The organism is Streptomyces sp. NPDC046261 (genome assembly GCF_040646235.1).
Classification (GTDB): domain Bacteria; phylum Actinomycetota; class Actinomycetes; order Streptomycetales; family Streptomycetaceae; genus Streptomyces.
In genome coordinates this window covers 363,062-383,819 of record NZ_JBEYZU010000004.1, presented here as the reverse complement: position 1 = coordinate 383,819, position 20,758 = coordinate 363,062, and the positions used below count along the sequence as shown (strand labels likewise).

Here is a 20,758-nt window from a genome sequence, read left to right as displayed (position 1 = left end):
ATGGCGAATCGCTTCATCGTCGAGGCGGACGGCGGCTCCCGGGGCAACCCGGGCCCCGCCGGCTACGGCGCGGTGGTGCTGGACCCCGTCACCGGCGAGGCGCTGGCCGAGGCCGCGGCGTACATCGGCACGGCGACGAACAACGTCGCCGAGTACAAGGGCCTGATCGCCGGCCTCGAGGCCGCGAAGGCGCTCGACGCGGACGCCGAGATCCAGGTCCGCATGGACTCCAAGCTCGTCGTCGAGCAGATGTCCGGCCGCTGGAAGATCAAGCACCCGGACATGAAGCCGCTGGCCGCCCAGGCGCAGCGGATCTTCCCGGCGGGCCGGGTCGCGTACCAGTGGATCCCGCGCGAGAAGAACAAGCACGCGGACCGGCTGGCCAACGAGGCCATGGACGCGGGCAAGGCCGGCCGGAAGTGGGAGCCGGGCCGCTCGTCCGCCGGGCTCGCGGTGGCGGCCTCCGCCGCCGCGGCCGCTGTGGCCGAGCCGGTCGCGGAGCCGCTCGCCGAGCCGAAGGCGGTGCCGGTCGGCTGGGGAGCCGCGGCCGACCTCGGAACGCCCACGACCTTCGTCCTGCTGCGGCACGGCGAGACGGCCCTCACCCCGCAGAAGCGCTTCTCCGGCAGCGGCGGCACGGACCCCGAGCTCTCCGCCTCCGGCCGCCGCCAGGCCGAGGCGACGGCCGCCGCGCTGGCCGCCCGGGGCACCGTCCAGGCCGTCGTCAGCTCGCCGATGCGGCGCTGCCGGGAGACCGCCGACGTGATCGCCGCCCGGCTCGGCCTCGACGTCCGCGTCGAGGAGGGCCTGCGCGAGGCCGACTTCGGCAAGTGGGAGGGCCTGACCTTCGCGGAGGTCAAGGAGCGTTTCCCCGAGGACCTCGACGCCTGGCTCGCCTCGTCGAAGGCCGCCCCCACGGGCGGCGGCGAGAGCTTCGCGGCGGTGGCCCGGCGGGTCGCCCTGGCGCGGGACAAGCTGCTCGCCCGTTACGCGGGCCGTACGGTGCTGCTGGTGACGCACGTGACACCGGTCAAGACGCTGGTCCGCCTGGCCCTCGGCGCGCCACCGGAGTCGCTCTTCCGCATGGAGCTCTCGGCGGCCTCCCTGTCGGCGGTGGCCTACTACGCGGACGGCAACGCGTCGCTGCGGCTGCTGAACGACACGTCGCACTTGCGGTAGCGGAGGCTACGGGAAGGGGCGGGACTGGGGGAGACCCACCCGCCCCGCCCTAAAGCGCCAGCGTGGACGCGACCTCGTCGCAGCTGGGGCACTCCCACCGGTCCGGCGCACTGATCCGCGGCGGCGTCATGTCGACGTGGCACTGCGGGCACCGCATCGTGATCGGCTCCACGTGACCGCACGTCCCGCAGACCCACAGCGGGCCCTCGCAGTCGTGCTGGCGCCACGCGGTCCGCCGGCACCGGGAGCAGCCACTGGTCACGATCCCGGCCCGGGGGCTTATGACGGGCGGTTCCGGGGTCGTGTCCGCGTACTCGATGATCTGCGCCCTGAGGCGGTCATCGGTCGTATTGGCCATCCGGAGCAGATGTGCGACTCGCGAGCGTGCTTCGTCAACGAAATCGTTCATGGCGGCAGCAGGTTATCGCCCTGCCGGTCACCCGCGTTCACATGTTGTCAATAGGCCGCCCGTCGGTGTCGCCCCATGGGTGACCGACCGCCGCTACAGCTCCGTCACCACGACGTCGAGCGCCCACGGCTTTCCACCCTTGGCGGGGGCGTCGTCGCCCTCCACCGCGTAGCCCAGCTCACGCAGCGCCTCGGCCAGCTCGCGCGGCGAGGAGGGCTCGTGGCCGGCGGTGAGCAGGTCGCGGACGAGGCGCCCCTTCGTGGCCTTGTTGAAGTGGCTGACGACGGACCGCTTCTCCACGCCGCCGACGACCTTGGACTGCAGGACGCGCACCGTGGCCGTCCGCCCGGCGAGTTCGCCCTTCGGCTTCCAGGCGGTGGCGTACGCGGCCGAGCGCAGGTCCAGGACCAGGCCGTCGCCGGCCGCCTCGGGCAGGACGCCGGCCATGGGGCCCCGCCAGTACGCGCCGAGCGCGCCCAGGCCGGGGAGCTTGACGCCCATCGAGCAGCGGTAGGAGGGGATGGCGTCGTCGACGCGGACCGCGCCCCACAGGCCGGAGAAGACCAGCAGCGAGCGGTTCGCCGCCTGCCGGGCGGCGTTGCCCAGGGTGGCCAGGCCCAGGGCGTCGTACAGGACGCCGGTGTAGATCTCGCCGGCCGGGCGGGTCGGTGCCGTGCGCAGCTCCGCGTTCTTGGCGATCTCGCCGCGCAGGCCGGGGCTCAGGCCCAGGACCTCGGCGGCCTTGTCCTCGTCGCCGCGGCTCAGCTCCACCAGCTCCGCCAGTACGGCCTCCCGGGCCTCGCTCAGCCCCCGCAGGGACAGCGCCCCGGTCTCCAGCGGCTTTCCGGTGCCACCGGTGGCCTTCCCCTCGGACGGCGGCAACAGCACGAGCACGGTTCGGTCTCCTCACGGCGTGGACAACTCCTGCACCCTAACGCCGTCCGCCGCGCTCGCCGTGCCGCGAGCCGCCGGCGCCCCTAGGCTCGGGGCATGCCCCGCCGCCCGATCCATGTGACGGACACGGAGCGCACCCCGCTCCTGGTGGCGCTGCGCGAGCTGCGCGAGAGGACGCATGTGCCGGAGGGCTTTCCGGAGCGTGTGCGCCAGGAGGCCGAAGAGGTGGCGCGGCGGCCGCGCATGCCCGCGTACGACGCGACGGACGTGCCGTTCTTCACGATCGACCCGCCGGGGGCGAGGGATCTCGACCAGGCGATGTTCCTGGCCCGGCGGACGGGCGGCTACCGCGTGCACTACGCGATCGCGGATGTGGGCGCCTTCGTGGTGCCCGGCAGTGTTCTGGACGAGGAGGCGCACCGCCGGGTGATGACCCTGTACTACCCGGACGTCCGTATTCCGCTGCATCCCGAGCGGCTGGGTGAGGATGCCGCGAGCCTGCTGCCGGACCACGACCGGCCCGCCGTGCTGTGGCGGCTGGACCTGGACACGGACGGGCAGGTGGTGGCGGTCGACGTGCGGCGGGCGGTCGTACGCAGCCGGGCGCGGCTGGACTACGGCGGGGTGCAGCGGGTCATCGACGCGGGGACGGCCGAGGAGCCCCTGTCGCTGCTGCGGGAGATAGGCATGCGGCGGGAGGAACTGGAGCGTACGCGCGGGGGGATCTCCCTCAATGTGCCGGAGCAGGAGGTGGTGCGGCGGGAGGACGGCCACTACGCACTGGCGTACCGGGTGCCGCTGCCGGCGGACGGGTGGAACGCGCAGATCTCGCTGATGACGGGGATGGCCGCGGCCCAGCTGATGCTGGGCGCCGGCACGGGCGTCCTGCGCACGCTGCCCGCCGCGCCGGAGAGCGCGGTCGAGCGGCTGCGGCGGGTGGCGAAGGCGCTGGGCGTGGCGTGGCCGCCCCGGATGCCGTACGCCGTGGTCGTACGGGCCCTCGACCCCAGGAACCCGCAGCATGCCGCGTTCCTGCAGGAGTGCACCGCCCTGCTGCGCGGCGCCGGCTACACCGTCTTCGACCGCGACCGCCCGACCACCCACCCGGCCCCCACCGACCCCGGCCACGCCGCGCTCGCCGCCCCGTACGCCCACTGCACCGCCCCACTGCGCCGCCTCGTGGACCGTTACACCAGCGAACTGTGCGTGGCGGCGTCGGCGGGACGGGACGCCCCCGAGTGGGTGCGGGCGGCGCTGGACGAGCTGCCGGGCGAGATGGAGCGCGGCGCCCGGCGGGCCGGCGAGGCGGAGCGCGAGTGCGTGGACCTGGTCGAGGCGGCGCTGATGCGCGACCGCATCGGGGAGGTCTTCGAGGCGTACGTGGTCGACGTCGTGCGGTCCCGGCCGACGGCGGGCACGGTCCACCTGTACGACCCGGCGGTCGTCGGCCACGTCGAGGGCGACGGCGACGGACCGCCGCTGCCGCTGGGCGAACGGACGCGGGTCCGGTTGATCCAGGCGAACCCGGGCCGGGAGAAGGTGTGGTTCGTCCCCGCGTGAGCGGCCGGTAACATGGTCGTCACGGCGGACGAGCCGGCCGGGCGGCCGCGTGGGATCCTCAACGGATCCCCCGAGGAACGTCCGGGCTCCATACGGCAGGGTGGTGGGTAACGCCCACCCGGGGTGACCCGCGGGACAGTGCCACAGAAAACAGACCGCCGGGGATCTTCGGATTCCCGGTAAGGGTGAAACGGTGGTGTAAGAGACCACCAGCGTCCGGGGTGACCCGGACGGCTAGGTAAACCCCACCCGGAGCAAGGTCAAGAGGGGCGGCCGCTTCACGGCGGCGGCCCTGCGCGGACGACCGAGGGCTGCCCGCCCGAGTCCGCGGGTAGACCGCACGAGCCTGCCGGCAACGGCAGGCCTAGATGGATGGCCGCCGCCGCGGCTCCCGCAAGGGACCGCGCGCACAGAACCCGGCGTACAGGCCGACTCGTCCGTCGCCGGACCGAAGCGAAGCCCTTGCCCTGCCAATGCGCGGGGCGAGGGCTTTTGCGTGGGCAGGATCAATACGCGGTGACGCTGACCACGACGAGTTTCAGGAGCCGCGGTGCGATCAGGTACTCGAACATGCCGCCCGCAACGTAGGCGACCTGCGCTTCGGAACCGCCTTCATGGCGTTCTCCGGAGATGTACAAAGTCTCTGCGGCCCGGAGTAACTCCTCGCACCGCACCTTGATCTGGACTGCAAGCCCCGGGCTGAGGTCCAGCTCGGTCTCGGGCCACCAGTACTCCCACGTCCAGCCGTCGCTCACCCGCCGACCGCCCGCCTGGCGGCTGCCCTGATGTCGGCTGCTTCGCGCGCCGCGGCGCGCATGGTCTCTTCGTTCGAGGCCGTCCGCACGAGATGCTCTGCCTCCCGCAGCCGACGGGCCGTCGCAGGATGCCGTTCGATCTCGACCGCCATCGCCCAGCGCAGCAGGAACCCGTTGACGGGGCCGACAGACTGTGTCTCCGCCGCCAGCATGAGCACCTCGTCCCGCTCGGATTCCATCAGTGGGAGCTTCGAGGGCGCCACGCGAGCCAGGGCCTGTCTGAGCGCGGAGACGGTTCTGTCGGGGCGTTCGATGACCGGCTCATCACCGTGTTCCACCGGGTGCGCGCTCATGTGGGCTCCCTTGCGTGAGCGATACCGTGACCGACTCCTGCTGCGTGAGTCCACAGTAGCTAGGTGCGAGGGCGCGGATGTGCCGTATTGCGGTGGCGGTCGGAGGCGCTGCGGTGGCCGGGTCTCGGGGGCCGAAAAATGGCTGGTGGGCTGGGGGCGGGGCCGGGAGTCTGGTGTGCGCCGTGTGATCAGTGCGGCTCTTAACGGGAGGACATTCATGCAGAACGCTGTGCGGGGCCTTCGTGCGGGACGCCGGAGATCTGTCGTCGCCGCCGGTTGCCTGGCCCTGGTGGCCTTGTTCGCGCCGGCCGGGACGGCGCGGGCGGCGGCGGATCCTGTCGAGGCCGGGGTGCCCACCTATCTGGTCGCCACCGCGTTCGACCGCGGGCTCACCTCGGGGGCCGCGGGGACGTACGGGGACCAGGCGCGGTTCACGGACCGGGCCGGGCAGTACGGGCAGTCCCTGACGTTCGAGAAGACGACGGGCAGCGGCCCGTACGACAACGGCTATGTCATCAGGATGAACCGCCCGGGCAACGAGAACACCCTGTGCCACTACTACGGCCGCATCGTCCTGACCTCCGACGCGAACTGCCGGCGCAACCCCTGGGTCGTCGAGGTCAAGGGGGACGCCTTCCTGCTCAAGACGCGGTGGGACGGGGAGTACCTGTACCTCGCCGCGGCGGGGTCGGTCGACGCCGACAAGCAGCTGTACGCGAAGTCCCGGTACGTCGACGACGGTCGCCGGTTCGCCGAGTTCAAGGCGGTCAGGGCCCGGTAGGGCGCGCCTTGCGGGCCGTGACCGTCTGCGCCATCCCCGGCAGGAAGTCCGTGAACAGTTCGTGCACTTCGTGGACCAGCGGGCGCAGCACCCGGAAGCGGGCCAGGGTCACGCCGCGGGTGGTCAGCCGGGCCCCGCGGTCGGCCAGTCGGCGGCTGCGCTCGCGGCCGGGGGAGCGGTCGAAGACCCAGTACAGGACGAGGCCCATCTGGGAGAGCCACAGCAGCTCCGGCAGCACGTCCGCGAGCTCGGCGGGCACCTTCGCCCGGGAGCCCGCCAGCACCTCGCGGTGGACGTCGATGGCCGCCTCGCGTGCGTGCGCGGACTCGGGTGAGAAGGGGCTGAGGGGGCTCTCGGGGTCGGCGGCGTTCTTGAAGAACTGCGCCGCGAACTCGTGGTACGGCGCGGCGATGTCCAGCCACGCCCGCAGCACCCCGGAGATCCTCGCCTCCAGGTCGGTCTCCCGGTCGAGCACCTCGCGGACCGCCGCCTGGTGCTCGGCGGCGATCCGGTCGTAGAAGCCCTGGATGAGGTGTTCCTTGCCGGCGAAGTAGTAGTACGCGTTGCCGACGGAGACCCCGGCCTCCTTGGCGATGGCCCGCATCGTGGTCTTGTCGTAGCCACGCTCCTGGAAGAGCCTCATCGCGGTCTCCAGGATGAGGGTGCGCGTCTGCTCGCTCTTGGCCGGTCGGGGCTCGTTCTCTGCTGGCACGGTGCAGAGCCTAATCGGGCACGGCGCAGCCGCTGTCGCAGGCCGACGGGCGCCGCTGCCACCGCGCCCCGCGGTACTTGGCCGCGGCCAGCACCGCCCCGCGCGCGAGCCGCTGCCCGGAGGGGGTGCTGAACTTGTGCGCGAGCGGCCGGTACCCGTCGAGCGCCCACAGGCAGACGACCCAGGAGCCGGCACCCCGGTACACCTGGCCGCCGTCGCCGACCACGGTGATCTCCTCGAGGGTGGCTCCGTGGTCGAGCCGCGGAAAGCGGTGCCGGGCCTCGGGCGACCCGGCCGGCACCAGGTCGAGCGGCACGAGTTGGCGCTGGCGTACGAGCCAGTCGCGCAGGAAGACGCAGAGCCCGCACCCCGCGTCGTACAGCACGGTCAGCCGGCGGACCGGGACGCCCAGGGCGTTCCGGCCGGCGGTCGCGGCGGTGGCCACGGGGTTCACTTCCCGGCCGGTGCGGCCCAGGTGTAGCCCTGCGGTGCGACCGGCGGGGTCTGCTCTCGGTCCATCATTCCGCGCCGGCGGAACTTGTTGAGGGCGTAGACGTTGCCGAGGTGCATGACGCCGAGCACGAGCAGCACCACGCCGAGCTTCCGCGACAGTGCCTCGAACACCCCCCGGGTGTCGGCGATCGTGGTGTCGTCCTGCAGGTAGAGCGCGATGAATCCCAGGTTGACCAGGTAGAAGCCGACCACCAGCAGGTGGTTGACGGCGTCCGCGAGCTTCTCGTTCCCGTGCAGGACGTCGGCGAGGAAGACCCGCCCGTTGCGGCTGAGCGTGCGCGCGACCCAGACCGTGAGTCCCAGGCTGACCAGCAGGTAGATGACGTACGCGACGACTGTGAGGTCCACGTTCCCGCCCTTTCTTGAACGTGTTCAAAACCCTGTTGGTCGTGACTGTAGACCTGTTTTTGAACGCGTTCAACCCGGTGGGGAGGGAGGGATCGGGCTGTCCGCCGCGCATCGTCCGGCGGGGCTGGCTACCGTGGATGGAGGGAGCAAGCCGCCGGAAGGGGGCAGGACGATGTCCTTGCTCATGTCAGTGCTCGCCGCCTCGATCGCCGTCGCGTCGCCCGCTGGAGGCATGACGTGCCCGGGGGTGGTGGTGAACGCGGAGTTCAAGTCGGCTGCCGCCGGGGAGGATACGCGGCCCGCGGTGACGTTCGATACGAAGGCGATCCCGGTGGGCAGCCACGTCTCCGTGGTGGAGCGCACCGGCCAGGACGGCACGCGCGTCGAGCTGCGCGTGCAGGGGGTGGAGGCCAACCGGACCTTCGGCGCCCATGTGCACACCAACGCGTGCGGCACCGTCCCCGACGCCTCAGGGCCGCACTACCAGAACCTCAAGGACCCCAAGCAGCCTTCCACGGACCCCAAGTACGCCAACGCCCGCAACGAGGTGTGGCTGGACCTGACGACCGACAAGGAGGGCGACGGCGGTGCGGAGTCGAAGGTGAAGTGGAACTTCCGCGCGGGTGAGGCCCGTTCGGTGGTCATCCACGAGCACGCCACCGAGACCGCGCCCGGCCGCGCCGGCATGGCGGGCGAACGGCTGGCCTGCGTCGACGTGCCGTTCAAGTGACGGGGCGGGAGGGGCCCCTGGTTCAGGGGCGCTTCTCGAACGGGCTCGGCACGGGGAAGTAGCCCTCCAGGAAGGGGCCTATGAGCGCGCTGGTGCGCTCCATGTCCTCGGCCGTCGAGACGGTGTCGTTGATGCAGAAGACGTCCATGTCCCGGTTCGCCAGCAGGCGGTTGAGCCTGCGCGAGGTGTTCGGGTGGGCCAGGTCCATGTAGACGTAGCGCATTTCGGACGGTATGGCGCGGGCCTGGTGGTACGCGTAGTAGTGGTGCAGCGAGGAGGCCACGGAGAGGTCCTCGGGGCTGCGGAAGCGGGCGCGCGAGGTGGCCTTGTGGGCGTCGGCGTACCGCTCCTCGATCTCGGCCAGCACGCTGCGGCTCAGGGCGTGCGGCACGTGCCGCATCTTCTGCGTGAAGGTGGTGGCGAAGCCCTCCTCCACCAGCGCCCTGTTGTTCTTCGCGGCCGCCGCCACCGGCGGGTCGGCGGGGTCGTGGGCGCCCAGCGGTATCAGCGCGGGGGAGGGGAAGAACTTCGTCAGCCCGTTGGAGAAGAAGAAGGTGTGCGGCGTCAGCGGGCTGCCGAGGAAGACGTCGTCGTTGAAGTAGAGGAAGTGCTCCGACAGGCCCTCGATGTGGTGCAGCTGGCTCTCGATGGCGTGCGAGTTGAACGTCGGCAGCGCGCTCGGGTCGGAGAAGATCTGCTTGTGGCTGACCACGCGGATGCCGGGGTGCGAGGTGTCGAGCCACTCGGGGGTCTGGTCGTCGGTGACCAGGTAGACGGTGCGCACCCAGGGCGCGAACTGGTGCAGCGAGCGCAGCGAGTACTTCAGCTCGTCGCGGCTGAGGTAGCGCGCGTCGTTCGCCGCCTCCTCGTGGCGGGTCTCCGCGCCGCCCGCGTCGCGCTGGGCCTGGGCCCGGCGCTGCGCCCAGACGGGGTCGCTGCCGTCGACCCAGGTGTAGACGACGTCGATGGGGAAGGGGATGTCCTGCGGCAGCCGGAGGGTGAACTCCGGGCGCGTGCGCACCGTGCGGCGGGCCGGGCTCCGGTCGCCCGCGGCCGTGCCGTCGGACTCCCGCGTGCCGTCCGCCGCGTCGAAGCCGTGCCCCAGCGGGCCGGTGAACAGCTCCATGGGCGCCTCGACGCCCGGGGCGGAGACGGGGAGCTCCTCGACGACGCCGTTGCGGCGCGGGGCGACGAGAACCGGGCCGTAGGGGCCCTCCTCGCGGGCCCAGAACTGGATGTCGCAGCCGTGTTCCTGGCCCAGGACCAGCGCGCCGTCGGCCGTGGTGCGGAACCACGTGACGCGGGTGACGTCGCTCTTCTCGACCTGGCGCCAGGTGTTCGCGACGAAGCCGGGCAGCGCCTGTCCGGGGACATTGTCCCGGTTCACGGGCGCCACGTAGCCGGGTATGTGGCCGCACAGGCGGGCGAGCTGCTGCAGCACCCGGCGGCGGTCGGCGGCGGCCACCGCCACGGCGGGAGTGGTGCCGGCGGTCGCCGTGCGTACGCAGAAGTGCTCGACGCCGGCGTCCTCGAGCGTGGAGCACACCAGGGCGAGGGTGTCGGCGCGGGTGCCGTGCGGGGTGAGGGCGGGGTCGACCAGGGCGATGTGCGCCTTGCCGTCGACGAGGACCACGCGCGGCAGGGCGTCGTCGAGGTGGCCGGCGTAGCGGCGCTTGAGCCGCCTGCCGCGGATCTTCTGGCGGCGCTGCTGGAGGTCGAGGGAGTTCGCCATGTGCTGCATCAGGGCCCCGCGGGTCTCCACGGACACGCGCTGGGCGATCGCCCGCCGGGCGCTCTCCGGCAGGACCCTGCGGTAGGCCTTGACCAGCCCGGACTTCTCGGGGTTGGCGCGCGGGGCGGGGGTGCGGGCGGCGGAGGCGGCGGCCGGGGCGTCCGAAGTGCCTGCGGCGGCAGGAATGTGCACGCCGTGGGCGGCTGGGGTCGACGGCTCCCGTGACATGATCGATTCAACCCCTCGGTCGTCCTGGATGGGCGTCCATCCGCTCTCCCGGTGTAACTCCTACCCGGAACGCTCAGAACAGCACGTCACCAGCCCGACAGTGAAACCCGGCAGTACCGGAAAACAGAGAGTTAAGTAACTACCAGAGATATTTATGCGGAAGCAATCTCTCGCATACCCGCAAAGCGGGACAGGGCCGAAAGCCGTACCGGGCCCGCACCCCGGTGGCCCCAAGGGACCGGGCATCCCGCTCCTTGGACCGGGCGGACCATCGATTTCCAGCCGCCTGTGAAGAAATTCACCCGTCCGTAACCCACCGGTAGAGGTCGAATGCCACAGCGGTACGGTGCCGGTCTGCCGCACGCGGGCCCGAGATCCGTTTACCCTGTTTGGGTGTACTTCCAGATCATGACTCCCGGGGACCGGCGAAGCCCGCGCGACGATTCCGGCCGCGTGCCGGCGGCGGGCGGCCGAGGGGTGCGCCGGTGACCGCGCCCCGTCACGCCCTGCGCGTGATCAAAAAGTCCGCACGCATCGCGCTGCGCCGCAGCCCGGTCATGAAGGTCGGCGCCACGGTACGCCGCCGCGCCGCCTCCGGCCTCGCCAGCGGCCGCACCACCTTCGTCGACTCCGTCCTGATGCCCGCCTCCCAGGGCAGCGCGGCCCGCGTCCAGTACGCCGCCGTCCTCGACGGCCACACACTGAACCTGCACGCGACCCTGCCCGCCGGCACCGAGGCCGCCGACGAGGCGGGCGCCCGCGCCCACCTCCTCCTCGTCAACGGCGACACGCGCCTGCGCGCCGAGGCCCGCATCGAGCGCGACGCCGCCGGCCGGACGTCCGTCGCGGCGACCGTCCTGCTCGGCGCCGAGATCGGCGGCCTGCCCGTCACCGCCGGCCGCTGGACCCTCGGCCTGGAGCTGCGCGACGAGCACCCCGCGCCCGTACGGCTGCGCCTGCTCGGCGACGGACCGCCCCCCTGCACCGGCCCCACCCGCCCGCTGGCCACCTGCCCGCGCACGGGCCGCCGGCACCGCCTCGGCCTCACCCCCGCCGGCCAGCTGCGGCTGACCGTCGCACCCCCCCAGCCCAGGGCCGAGGTCCTGCGCATCGACCGTTCGTTCACCGGCGCCCGCCTGCTGTTCGCCGTCTACGGGCCGGCCACCGCCGGCGACGGCGCCGCACAGCCCGTCGTCGAGCTGGTCGACCAGCACCGCCAGGTGCGGCGCCGCGCCGCCGAGCCCCTGCCCGGCGACGACGGCGCCTGGCAGGTCACCCTGCCGCTCGCCAAGCTGCTGACCGCCGGCTCCGGCCGGCAGACCTGGTCGTTCCGCTACGTCTCCGGCCACCGCGGCGCCAAGCCGCTGGAGCTCGGCCGCCACGAGAACGACCTGACCGCACCCCGCAAGGTCCTCACCCCGCCGGTGTTCACCGTACGGACGGAGGACGGCACGTTCGTGCAGGTCAAGCCCCAGTACACCCGCCGTGGCGCACTCCAGCTCGTCTGCACGCCGAGGGCCCTCGGCGCCCCTTGAGGCAACCGAGCAGACCAGCAGCCCGTCTAGTCCACCGAGGCCACCGCATCCGGACCGCCGCACTCTTCGAAGGCCGCACGTGAAAATCACCTTTCTGCTGACCTCCGCCGACACCATGGGCGGCACGGAACGCGCCACCATGACGCTCGCCGAGCTGCTCGCCCGGCAGCACGAGGTGGAGATCCTGAGCGTCTTCCGCACACGGAGCGAGGCGTTCTTCGACAGCGGCACGGTGCGCGTGCGCAACCTCGTCGACAAGCGCGGCCCCCAGCGCCCCGTACGCGCCGCCCCGGCCGGCGGCCCCGACCTGACGGCCGCCCACAAGCGCCTCGCCGCCACCCCCAGCGAGCTGATCCGCCCCGAGTGGGAGTCCGCCTTCAACCGGCTGACCGACCTCGAGCTGGCCGAGGCCCTGCGCACGATCGACGCCGACGTGCTGATCTCCACCACCCCGGCGCTGATGGCCTACATGGCGCAGTACGCCCCCGAGCACGTGCTCACCGTCCACCTGGACCACCGGGTCTCGGAGCTGCGCGGCACCTCCGGCGAGCCGCTGCGCATGTTCACCTCGGCCATCGACGGGCTGGTCTCGCTCACCGAACGCACCCGCGAGTGGTTCGCCGACACCCTCGGCGACTGCGCCCCCCGCCTGGCCACCATCGGCAACGCCCTGCCCGACGGCTTCCGCCCCCGCTCCACCCTGGAGACGCGGACCGTGGTCCTGGGCGCCCGCCTGGCCGCCGAGAAGCAGATCGAGCACGCGATCCGCGCCTTCGCCTCCGTCGCCGCCGACCGCCCCCGCTGGACCCTGCGCATCCTGGGCGACGGCCCCCGCATGCGCGCCCTGAAGGCCATAGCCGGCCAGTACGGCGTCGCCGACCAGGTCCAGCTCGTCGGCAGCACCCCCAACATGGCCGAGGAGTGGGCCAAGGCGTCCGTCGCCATGCTCACCTCGCGCGTCGAGGCCTTCGGCCTGGTGCTCGTCGAGGCCCAGGCCGCCGGCCTGCCCGTCATCGCCTACGACTGCCCCAACGGCCCCGCCGAGATCCTCACCGACGGCCAGGACGGCCTCCTCGTCCCGCTCGGCGAGGAGACGGAGCTGGCCGCCGCCCTCGCCCGCCTCATGGACGACGACGCGCTGCGCCACGAGATGGGCGCCGCCGCCCTCGCCAACGTCAGCCGCTTCACGGACAGCACCGTCGGCCAGGAGTGGAACCAGCTCCTCGAGGAGCTCGCCGCCTACCGCGCCGGCGGCGACCGCGCCGCCGACAAGGCCCGCCGCCGCACCCTCCAGGCCGCCGCCGACGCCCAGGGCGGCATCCCCGCCGCGGCCGTCCCCAAGGGCGTCGACCGCCGGCAGTCCGACGTCGCCCACAAGGCCCAGGAAGTCCGCATCGAGGCGGCCCGCCCCGACGTCAAGCGCGCCGGCGGCCAGATCTGCCTGGTCCGCGAGGACACCACGCCCTTCGAGGTGATGCAGGACAACCTCGACCTCGCCGTCGACGTCCTGGAGGCCCTCGGCGTCCCCTACGCGCTGACCCCCACCACCCAGCTGCGGCACAGCATCGCCATCGACTCCGCCGGCCGCGACGCCTTCCTGACCGCGCTGGCCGAGCGCTACCGCGACGAGCCCGTCTACGTCGCCTTCCTCAACGCCCGCGGCGCCATCCTGCGCACCGTCCTGGCCGGCTTCGTCAGCCCGCACGCCGTGCCGCTCGCCTGCACCACGGTCCGCGTCTTCCAGCCGGTCCTCACCGGCGGCGGCCAGCTGCGCGTCAGCGGCGTCTACGGCTGCAACGTCGACTTCTGGAAGGACACCGAGGACGACGAGAGCACGGTGACCTTCCCCGGCGGCAACCGCTACGGCGGCACCCTGCCCCGCGCCGAGCTCGCCAGGACCGCCTCCATCCGGCTCGGCGAGCGCGACTACGCCAGCTTCGAGGCGTACACCAAGACCTTCGTCGAGCAGGTCGACTTCCCGATCGACGTCGTCTACACCTGGGTCGACGGCACCGACCCCGCCTGGATGGCCCGCAAGCAGCGGACGCAGGCCGAGCACGGCATCCTCGCCGCCGAGTCCGCGGGCGCCGCCGCCCGCTTCCGCAGCCGCGACGAACTGCGCTACTCCCTGCGCTCGCTGGACCTGCACGCCCCCTGGGTGCGCAACATCTACCTCCTGACGGACGATCAGACGCCCGACTGGCTGGACACCGACCACCCCCGGGTGCGCGTGGTCAGCCACCGCGAGGCGTTCGGTGACACGGGCCGCCTGCCCTCGTTCAACTCGCACGCCATCGAGAGCCGCATCCACCGCATCGAGGGCCTCGCCGAGCACGTCCTGTACTTCAACGACGACGTCTTCCTCGGCCGTCCCATGCAGCCCGAGTCCTTCTTCCACGGCTCCGGCGCCGCCAAGTGCTTCATGTCGCCGACCGCCATCCCGGCCGGCGACCCCTCGCTCGACTCCGACCTCGTCTTCGCCGCGGCCAAGAACAACCGCGCGCTGATCGAGAAGGAGTTCGGCAAGACCGTCACCAACACCTTCCTCCACACCCCCCACCCGCTGCGCCGCAGCGTGCTGGCGGAGCTGGAGGAGCGCTTCCCCGAGCAGATGGCGCTGACCGCGGCCGCGCAGTTCCGCGCCCGCACCGACCTGGCCGTCGCCTCGTCGCTGCACCACTGGTACGGGCTCTTCACCGGGCGCAGCATGCCCGGCTCGGTCAGCTCCGCCTTCGTCAACGTCGGCCTGCGCGACCACCACGTCCGGCTGCACCGCCTGCTGGCGAACCGCTCCCACGACGTGTTCTGCATCAACGACTACCACGACGGCGACGTGCCGGAGGACGAGCAGGCCGACGCCCTCGCGGTGTTCCTGGCAAGCTACTTCCCGGTCGCCTCGCAGTACGAGAAGGGTTCGGTCCGCAACAGCCGCCTCGTCCACGGGGCCCGGTGACCAGGATGGCGGGCCCCAGCAGAAGGAGCGTGCTCGCGGCCATGCTCGCCCTCAGCGTCGCCGGCTGCACGGCCTCCGGCGGTGACAAGCCGAAGCCGTCCGCCCCGGCCGCCGTGCCGCGGGCGGAGGTCCCCGCCCGCAAGGACGGGACCGCCGGCGCGGTCACGCTGCAGGTCGTCGCCCACCCCGACGACGACCTGTACTTCATGAACCCCGACGTCCATCAGTCGATCGACGCCAACCACCGTGTGGTGAGCGTCTACCTGACCAGTGGCGAGGCCGACGGCCGCAACAACGTGCCCGGGCAGAAGCAGAAGCCCAAGCCGGACTTCGGCGGCTACGCCGGCTCCCGGCAGCAGGGGCTGCGCCAGGCCTACGCCCTGATGGCGACCGGCAAGCCGCTGGCGCAGTGGAAGCGGACCACGCTGGAGCTGCCCGGCGGGTGGCAGGCCGAGACGGACAGCCTCGTCGACCACCCCGGCATCACCCTGGTCTTCCTGGGCGTCGCCCAGCACACCGCGGACGCGCCCGGCCACGACGTCCGCCTGCAGAAGCTGTGGGCGGACCCCCAGGCCGTCGGCCGCACCCGGGTGGCCACCGGCTCGACCGTGCGCGAGTCGCGCCCGATCACCGGCGCCGGGGTCGTCGACGCGCTGGCCGCCGTGCTGGAGCGGTTCAAGCCGACGCTGGTGCGCACGATGGACCCGGACCCGGACGCGCAGATCCACGACGCCCGCAACCGCAAGCACCACGACCAGCCCGGCTTCTCCGACCACCCGGACCACACGGCCGCCGCCCAGTTCACCTACGCGGCGCTCGACCGTTACAAGGGCCCGGGCCAGGGCAAGCACTACACCGTCGCCGCCTACCGCGGCTACTACAACGAGCGCTGGCCGTTCAACCTCACCCCGGCCGCGGTGCGCGGCAAGGGCGACGTGCTCAACGCCTACGGTGGCTCCCCGGACATGGGCTGCGGCTTCGCCGCGGGCTGCGGCGACTACGACGTCGGCCGCGACCGCAGCTACGGAACGGGCTGGCTGCAGAGCACGGTCCACCGCTACCCCGGCACCACCACGTGGCTGCAGCGCGGCCCCGACAAGCGCCTGACCGCCTTCGGCGTGCTGGACCGGCAGGCGGCGATGTGGACCGAGACCGCCCCCGGCAGCGGCCGCTTCGACGGCCCGAAGCTGCTCGGCGGCGGCCCGCTCATGCCGCACCTCGCCGTCTCGCAGACCAAGGACGGCCGCTGGCAGCTGTTCGGCGAGCGCATCGCCGGCCTGGGGCACGGACCGGAGAGCAACCGCCGCGAGATCGTCGCGGTGGAGCAGGAACGTTCCGGTGGTGCGTTCGGATCCTGGACCTCCCTCGGCACACCCGACGCGGGCCCGGCGCGGGACCGTTTGACGGGCGCGCCGGTGGTGGCCCGTAACGCCGACGGCAGCGCCCAGGTCTTCGCGCGCAACGCGGCCAAGGGCGTGAGCACCCGGCGACAGGCGCCCGACGGCGGCTGGGGTCCGTGGCAGGAGCTCGCCGACGCGGCGCCCGGCGGCGTGGGTGGCGAGAGCGACGACCCGGAGCGCACGCCCCGGCGCGACGCCTCCGGCGGCTCCGGCCCCGGCGGCCTCGGCGGCCTCGCCGAGGGGCCCCGCAGCGGCCCGGGCGCGAAGTACGGTGCGGGCGGCGGCCCGGACGAGGTGCAGGAGGGCCTCAGCGCGGTCACCGACAAGGACGGCCGCATCCATGTGGTCGGCTCCGGCCACGGCACGATCCTGCACTGGGCGCAGGAGAAGCCCGGCGGCGAGCTCACCCCGTCCTACGACGGCCGGCTGCCCACCCCGGCCGACCCGCCGACGCTGTTCGCCCAGCCCGACGGTTCGCTGCTGCTGACCTACCGGGAGCCGAAGACGTCCAAGCCGCTGGCGTTCCGCCTCCCGGACGCCGTCGGCAACCAGTGGCAGCCGCTCCACCTCGGCCTCGCCGGCCGCGGCTACGGCGTCATGGCCCTGGCCGGCGACCCGGCCGACAAGTCCCGCGCGGTCCTGGTGACCCGCAACAGCTCGGGCACGCTGAGCGCGACCGGCGTCGGGACGGGCGCCCGGCAGCGGTGGTCGACGTTCGGCACCCACGTCGTGGGCCCGCCGGCCGTCGCCGTGGACGCCAAGGGCCGGCTGGTCGCCGCCTCGCTCACCCCGGAGGGGACGCTGCAGGCGGGGCGGCTGGAGTTCAAGTAGGTCGTACGGCAAAGGGGTTGGCCCCCACCACGCGATGTGGTGGGGGCCAACCCCTTTGCCGTACGCCCGGTCAGGAGCTGACGGGCCAGACGGAACGGCCGTCGGCGAGGGCGCCCTTGCCGTCACCCACGTACAGGTGCGGGATGCCCTTGCCGCTCCAGCGGGAGACGATGTCGGCCTTGCCGTCACCGGTGAAGTCCCCGCCCAGGACGAACCGCATGCTGCCCCAGCTGTCGTCGCGCCACATGCCGCGGGCGTCGTCGAAGGAGCCCTTGGCGTTGCCGGCGTACAGGTGCAGCGCGCCGGTGGCGGCGACGGCGGCGATGTCGTCCCGGCCGTCACCGTTGAAGTCGCCGGTGGCCAGGTACTTCTTCGTCCACGTCTTGTCGCGCCACACCTCCTTCTTCTGGCCACTGAGCGTGCCGTCGGGGTTGGTGGTGTAGGCGAACAGCGACTTGTCGTCCCACTGGGCGATCAGACCGTCGCGGCTCGCGCCGGGCGCCTTGTAGCGGGCGATGACGTCGATCTTGGCCCAGGAGGTGTCCTTCCACGCCTTCACGGCGGTGGCGAGCTTCCCGGTGTCGGTGCCGGCGTACAGGTGCAGGCTGCCGTCACCGGCGACGGCGAGGATGTCGGCCTTGCCGTCGCCGTTGAAGTCACCGCCGATGATCTTCTTCTTGCCGTCCCACGTCTTGTCGTGCCACAGCTCGCGGCCGTACTGGAGCGTGCCGTCGGGGCCGGCGTAGAAGGCGTGCAGCGAGCCGTCCTTGAGGACGGCCGCGATGTCGGTGCGACCGTCGCCGTTGAAGTCGGCGGAGGTGACGACGTCGGTGAACCGGGCGAGCACGCCCGTCAGCCGCTGCTGCTGGATCCAGCCGTTCACGTCGTCGACACGGGTGGCGGTGGCGCCCTTGCGGGTCTCGCTTTCGTCGGCGCCCCAGCAGCCGCCCTGCCAGGATGCGGTGCTCAGGGCGGCGAGCTCGGCCTTGCCGTTCTTCTCGCGGAGGACGGGGCCGCCGGTGTCGCCCTTGCAGAGAGAGGCGTCGGCGCTCTTGCCGGCGAGCTCCAGGGTCGCGCCGGTGACGGCGCCGATGCCGAAGGCGGCGGTGTGCAGGCGGTCGGGGGCCCACTCGTCCTTGGTCCGGCCGTAGCCGGCGACCTGGACGTCCTCGCCCTGGCGGGGCTCGGCGGTACCCACGGTGACGGGCGTGACGCCGGTGACGGGGGTGGCGAGCTTGACCATGACGAGGTCGCGGTCGCCGCGCGGGACGAGCTCGACGGCCTCGACCGTGGCGCCGGCCGTCGAGGTGAGGTCGGTGCGGCCGACGGTGACGGTGGTCTTCTCCTTGGGCTTGCCGCCGGTGATACGGAAGCCCTGCCCGGGGTCGTCCGCGAAGCAGCTGGCCGCGGTGAGGGCCCACTGCGCGTCGACCAGCGCGCCGGTGCAGCCGCGCTTGCCGCCGATGTCGAACTTCGCGGTGAACGCGTACTGGCCGTCCTTGGCCGCGCCGCCGACGACGGCCTGGGCGGGGGCGGCGGTGAGCGCGGCGGTGCCGATGGCCGACGCGAGAACCGCGGCCGTCCACCCGGCGCGGGAACGCTTGATCATGGTTGCTCCTGGGGGATGTGCTGGGTGCGAGGGGCCGCGTCAGCCGACGAGCTGGACTTCGCCGTGCAGGGCGTTCGCGTCCGCGCCGGGGTAGTAGCTGAGGTCGGTGGTGTTCCAGCGCACGAGGATGTCGTTGAGCCGGCCGTTGGGCCGGGTGAAGGAGCCGACCGTGAGCTGGGAGGCGTTCTTCCAGTGCGACTTCTCGGGCGTCAGCTGGATCCGGCCGTGGTAGCCGGCGGTGTCGACGCCGGGGAAGACCTGGGTCTGGCCGTCGTTCCAGCGGATGAGGAGGTCGGCGGTCTTCTTGCCGGTGAACTCGCCCGCGGCGATCTGGACGGCGTTCTTCCAGCCGTCGTCGGCGTTGGTGAGCTGGGTCTCCTTCTTCACCCCGTTGGCACCGGTGTCGGAGTACATCGAGGTGGAGCCGTTGTCCCACAGCACGAGCAGGTCGTCGCGCAGGGCGTTGTCCGTGTAGCGGCCGGCGGTGATGAGGCGGGCGTGCTGCCACCAGCTGCCCCGCTCGGCGAGGGTCTTCTCGTCGTGGAAGCCCTTCTCGTCGACATGGGTGTACGTCGAGAGCTTGCCGCTGGCCCAGCGCACGGTCAGGCCCTCGGAGCCGCTCTGGGTGAACTTGCCACCTGTGACGGCGCGCGCGTCCTTCCAGTAGCTGCCCGCGCCTTCGAGCTTGTGCTCGGCCGAGAAGGGGAACTTGGGGTCGTTGTGCTCGGCGCCCTGGAAGAGGCTGGCCGAGCCGTCCTTCCAGACCACGAAGAGATCCATGCGCCGCTTGCTGTCCGCCGTCACGCCGCCGCCGGTGAAGTAACCGGACGCCAGGTGCACGGCGTTGCCCCAGTCGGCCCGGGGCAGGAGCGTACGGGCCAGGGTCTCCTGGACCCAGCCGGAGATGTCGTCCACCCGGGTACCGGTGGCGCCCTTGCGGGTCTCGGCCTGGTCCGTACCCCAGCAGCCGCCCTGCCAGGAGGCGGAGTTGACGCCGACCAGCTCGGCCTTGCCGTCCTTCTCGCGGAAGACCGGGCCGCCGATGTCGCCCTTGCAGAGGGAGGCGTCGGCGCTCTTGCCGGCGAGGTCGAAGGCGGTGCCCGAGACCGCGCCGACGCCGAAGGCGGCGGTGTGCAGGCGCTCGGGCACCCACTCGTCCTTCGTCCGGCCGTAGCCGGTGACCCGGACCTCCTCGCCCTGGCGCGGCTCGGAGGCGGCCAGGGCGGCGGGGGCGATGCCGGCGACGGGCTTGGCGAGCTTGACCATGACCAGGTCGCGGTCGCCGCGCGGGACGAGCTCGACGCCGTCGACGGTGGTGCCGGTCTCCGTCGAGAGGTCGGTGCGGCCGACGGTGACGGTGGTCTTCATCTTCGGCGCGCCGCCGGTGATGCGGAAGCCCTGCTCGGGATCGTCGGCGAAGCAGCTCGCCGCGGTGAGCACCCACTGGCTCTCCACGAGCGTGCCGGTGCAGCTGCGCTTGCCGCCGCCGAGGTCGAGCTTCGCGGTGAACCGGTACGCGCCGTCCTTGGCCTCGTCACCGACGACGGCGTGGGCCGGGGTGCCGGTCAGGACGCCGGTGGCGACGGAGGTCGTGAGAAGTCCTGCTATCCACGCTGCGCGCGGACCTCTGCCAGACATGTGGTTCCTCTTGGATCGGGTCGTGCTGGAGGGAGAAGGGGAGAAGGGGGACGGGAAGGGCAGGAGCGGCTACTTCTTGGCGACGATCTCCAGCAGGGTGAACTCGCGACCCTTGGGGTCGGCGCTCTCGCCCACGGACGTCCACTTGTTCTTGTCGAGGTCGAAGGACTTCTCCTCGTTGGCCGTGACCATGTTGACCTTGACGGCGTAGTCGTTGCCCTTGGCGCCGTAGACGGCCGGCAGCTCCAGGCTGAGGTAGCCGGTCTTGCCCGTGACGCGGAAGCAGAACTTGCCCTGGCCGACCTTGTCGATGTCCTGCATGCCGCGCGCCTGGACCTCGATCAGGCCGGGACCGCTGTCGCACGCGGCGAGCACGATGTGCCCGTCGCCGCGCTTGAGCTTGATCCCGCGCTCCTTGAAGATCTTGTCGGCCTGCGGGTACGCGAAGTCCTCCACCGCGGGCGGCGGGGTGTCGGCGGCCGCCGCGGCCGCGGCGACGGCGGTGGTGGAGCCGGTCAGCGCGATGGCGCCCACGACGCCGGCGGTCAGAACTCGGGAGATCAGCTTCATTGTTTTTCGCCCCTTGTGATCTATGACA

The 20,758-nt window shown here is 72.4% G+C and carries 17 protein-coding genes and 1 other RNA gene; 8 read left to right on the top strand and 10 right to left on the bottom strand.

What is annotated here, in order from left to right:
* The gene (locus tag ABZ956_RS11085) at nt 1-1,179 is read left to right on the top strand and encodes a bifunctional RNase H/acid phosphatase (protein WP_361890289.1); all 1,179 of its coding nucleotides are present in this window, start codon (nt 1-3) and stop codon (nt 1,177-1,179) included.
* A gap of 502 nt (nt 1,180-1,681) precedes the next feature.
* Here ABZ956_RS11085 and yaaA read toward each other — a convergent pair.
* Complete coding sequence (gene yaaA / locus ABZ956_RS11080) at nt 1,682-2,482, bottom strand: peroxide stress protein YaaA (protein ID WP_361890286.1); 801 nt, start codon at nt 2,480-2,482, stop codon at nt 1,682-1,684.
* A gap of 96 nt (nt 2,483-2,578) precedes the next feature.
* Between yaaA and ABZ956_RS11075 the strand changes: the two genes are divergently transcribed.
* Together ABZ956_RS11075 and rnpB are read left to right on the top strand one after the other, a co-directional pair.
* Complete coding sequence (locus ABZ956_RS11075) at nt 2,579-4,042, top strand: RNB domain-containing ribonuclease (RefSeq protein ID WP_361890284.1); 1,464 nt, start codon at nt 2,579-2,581, stop codon at nt 4,040-4,042.
* A gap of 29 nt (nt 4,043-4,071) precedes the next feature.
* An RNA gene (rnpB, locus tag ABZ956_RS11070) (RNase P RNA component class A) lies at nt 4,072-4,482 on the top strand.
* A gap of 66 nt (nt 4,483-4,548) precedes the next feature.
* Here the strand turns inward: rnpB and ABZ956_RS11065 are convergent.
* Both ABZ956_RS11065 and ABZ956_RS11060 read right to left on the bottom strand, forming a co-directional pair.
* Entirely contained in the window at nt 4,549-4,797 is a 249-nt protein-coding gene (locus ABZ956_RS11065) for a hypothetical protein (RefSeq protein ID WP_361890281.1), read from the bottom strand.
* The gene (locus ABZ956_RS11060) at nt 4,794-5,150 is read right to left on the bottom strand and encodes a hypothetical protein (RefSeq protein ID WP_361890278.1); all 357 of its coding nucleotides are present in this window, start codon (nt 5,148-5,150) and stop codon (nt 4,794-4,796) included. The genes ABZ956_RS11065 and ABZ956_RS11060 overlap by 4 nt, the downstream gene beginning before the upstream one ends.
* Nucleotides 5,151-5,439: 289 nt before the next feature.
* On the opposite strand from ABZ956_RS11060, the gene ABZ956_RS11055 reads away from it, so the two are divergent.
* Nucleotides 5,440-5,931 (top strand): hypothetical protein, encoded by a 492-nt coding sequence (locus ABZ956_RS11055; RefSeq protein ID WP_361890275.1) that lies wholly within the window; start codon nt 5,440-5,442, stop codon nt 5,929-5,931.
* Here ABZ956_RS11055 and ABZ956_RS11050 read toward each other — a convergent pair.
* The 3 genes from ABZ956_RS11050 to ABZ956_RS11040 form a co-directional block, all read right to left on the bottom strand.
* A complete protein-coding gene (locus ABZ956_RS11050) occupies nt 5,918-6,574 on the bottom strand; it encodes a TetR family transcriptional regulator (RefSeq protein WP_361890510.1) in 657 nt (218 codons plus the stop codon). The two genes, ABZ956_RS11055 and ABZ956_RS11050, sit on opposite strands and share 14 nt — an antisense overlap.
* A 79-nt stretch (nt 6,575-6,653) precedes the next feature.
* Nucleotides 6,654-7,088, bottom strand: a complete 435-nt coding sequence (locus ABZ956_RS11045; protein ID WP_361890272.1) for a DCC1-like thiol-disulfide oxidoreductase family protein — start codon at nt 7,086-7,088, stop codon at nt 6,654-6,656.
* 5 nt (nt 7,089-7,093) lie between these two features.
* A complete protein-coding gene (locus ABZ956_RS11040; protein WP_361890269.1) occupies nt 7,094-7,504 on the bottom strand; it encodes a hypothetical protein in 411 nt (136 codons plus the stop codon).
* Nucleotides 7,505-7,676: 172 nt separating this feature from the next.
* On the opposite strand from ABZ956_RS11040, the gene ABZ956_RS11035 reads away from it, so the two are divergent.
* Complete coding sequence (locus tag ABZ956_RS11035; RefSeq protein WP_361890266.1) at nt 7,677-8,234, top strand: superoxide dismutase family protein; 558 nt, start codon at nt 7,677-7,679, stop codon at nt 8,232-8,234.
* A 22-nt stretch (nt 8,235-8,256) separates the two neighbouring features.
* Here the strand turns inward: ABZ956_RS11035 and ABZ956_RS11030 are convergent, their stop codons facing one another.
* Nucleotides 8,257-10,194 (bottom strand): stealth family protein, encoded by a 1,938-nt coding sequence (locus ABZ956_RS11030; RefSeq protein WP_361890263.1) that lies wholly within the window; start codon nt 10,192-10,194, stop codon nt 8,257-8,259.
* Between the two features lie 485 nt (nt 10,195-10,679).
* On the opposite strand from ABZ956_RS11030, the gene ABZ956_RS11025 reads away from it, so the two are divergent.
* From ABZ956_RS11025 to ABZ956_RS11015, 3 genes are all read left to right on the top strand, one after another.
* Complete coding sequence (locus ABZ956_RS11025) at nt 10,680-11,729, top strand: hypothetical protein (protein ID WP_361890260.1); 1,050 nt, start codon at nt 10,680-10,682, stop codon at nt 11,727-11,729.
* A gap of 79 nt (nt 11,730-11,808) precedes the next feature.
* Entirely contained in the window at nt 11,809-14,682 is a 2,874-nt protein-coding gene (locus tag ABZ956_RS11020) for a stealth conserved region 3 domain-containing protein (protein WP_361890257.1), read from the top strand.
* A gap of 41 nt (nt 14,683-14,723) precedes the next feature.
* Nucleotides 14,724-16,913 (top strand): PIG-L family deacetylase, encoded by a 2,190-nt coding sequence (locus ABZ956_RS11015; protein ID WP_361890254.1) that lies wholly within the window; start codon nt 14,724-14,726, stop codon nt 16,911-16,913.
* A gap of 70 nt (nt 16,914-16,983) precedes the next feature.
* On the opposite strand, the gene ABZ956_RS11010 is transcribed toward ABZ956_RS11015, so the two are convergent.
* The 3 genes from ABZ956_RS11010 to ABZ956_RS11000 all read right to left on the bottom strand — a co-directional run bounded on the left by ABZ956_RS11010 (nt 16,984) and on the right by ABZ956_RS11000 (nt 20,730).
* On the bottom strand, nt 16,984-18,522 hold the full coding sequence (locus tag ABZ956_RS11010; RefSeq protein WP_361890251.1) for an FG-GAP-like repeat-containing protein: 1,539 nt from the start codon (nt 18,520-18,522) through the stop codon (nt 16,984-16,986).
* Between the two features lie 39 nt (nt 18,523-18,561).
* Nucleotides 18,562-20,160 carry a S1 family peptidase gene (locus tag ABZ956_RS11005; protein ID WP_361890248.1) on the bottom strand — a complete coding sequence of 533 codons (1,599 nt, stop codon included), beginning with the start codon at nt 20,158-20,160 and terminating at the stop codon, nt 18,562-18,564.
* A 69-nt stretch (nt 20,161-20,229) separates the two neighbouring features.
* The gene (locus tag ABZ956_RS11000; protein WP_361890245.1) at nt 20,230-20,730 is read right to left on the bottom strand and encodes a hypothetical protein; all 501 of its coding nucleotides are present in this window, start codon (nt 20,728-20,730) and stop codon (nt 20,230-20,232) included.
* Between the last annotated feature and the right edge of the window lie 28 nt (nt 20,731-20,758).

What these genes read in the sequence shown, in the direction of transcription:
- ABZ956_RS11085 (WP_361890289.1), top strand. Translation starts at nt 1, where the DNA reads ATGGCGAATCGCTTCATCGTCGAGGCGGACGGCGGCTCCCGGGGCAAC.
- ABZ956_RS11075 (WP_361890284.1), top strand. Translation starts at nt 2,579, where the DNA reads ATGCCCCGCCGCCCGATCCATGTGACGGACACGGAGCGCACCCCGCTC.
- ABZ956_RS11060 (WP_361890278.1), bottom strand. Translation starts at nt 5,150, where the DNA reads ATGAGCGCGCACCCGGTGGAACACGGTGATGAGCCGGTCATCGAACGC.
- ABZ956_RS11050 (WP_361890510.1), bottom strand. Translation starts at nt 6,574, where the DNA reads ATGAGGCTCTTCCAGGAGCGTGGCTACGACAAGACCACGATGCGGGCC.
- ABZ956_RS11035 (WP_361890266.1), top strand. Translation starts at nt 7,677, where the DNA reads ATGTCCTTGCTCATGTCAGTGCTCGCCGCCTCGATCGCCGTCGCGTCG.
- ABZ956_RS11030 (WP_361890263.1), bottom strand. Translation starts at nt 10,194, where the DNA reads ATGTCACGGGAGCCGTCGACCCCAGCCGCCCACGGCGTGCACATTCCT.
- ABZ956_RS11015 (WP_361890254.1), top strand. Translation starts at nt 14,724, where the DNA reads ATGCTCGCCCTCAGCGTCGCCGGCTGCACGGCCTCCGGCGGTGACAAG.
- ABZ956_RS11010 (WP_361890251.1), bottom strand. Translation starts at nt 18,522, where the DNA reads ATGATCAAGCGTTCCCGCGCCGGGTGGACGGCCGCGGTTCTCGCGTCG.
- ABZ956_RS11005 (WP_361890248.1), bottom strand. Translation starts at nt 20,160, where the DNA reads ATGTCTGGCAGAGGTCCGCGCGCAGCGTGGATAGCAGGACTTCTCACG.
- ABZ956_RS11000 (WP_361890245.1), bottom strand. Translation starts at nt 20,730, where the DNA reads ATGAAGCTGATCTCCCGAGTTCTGACCGCCGGCGTCGTGGGCGCCATC.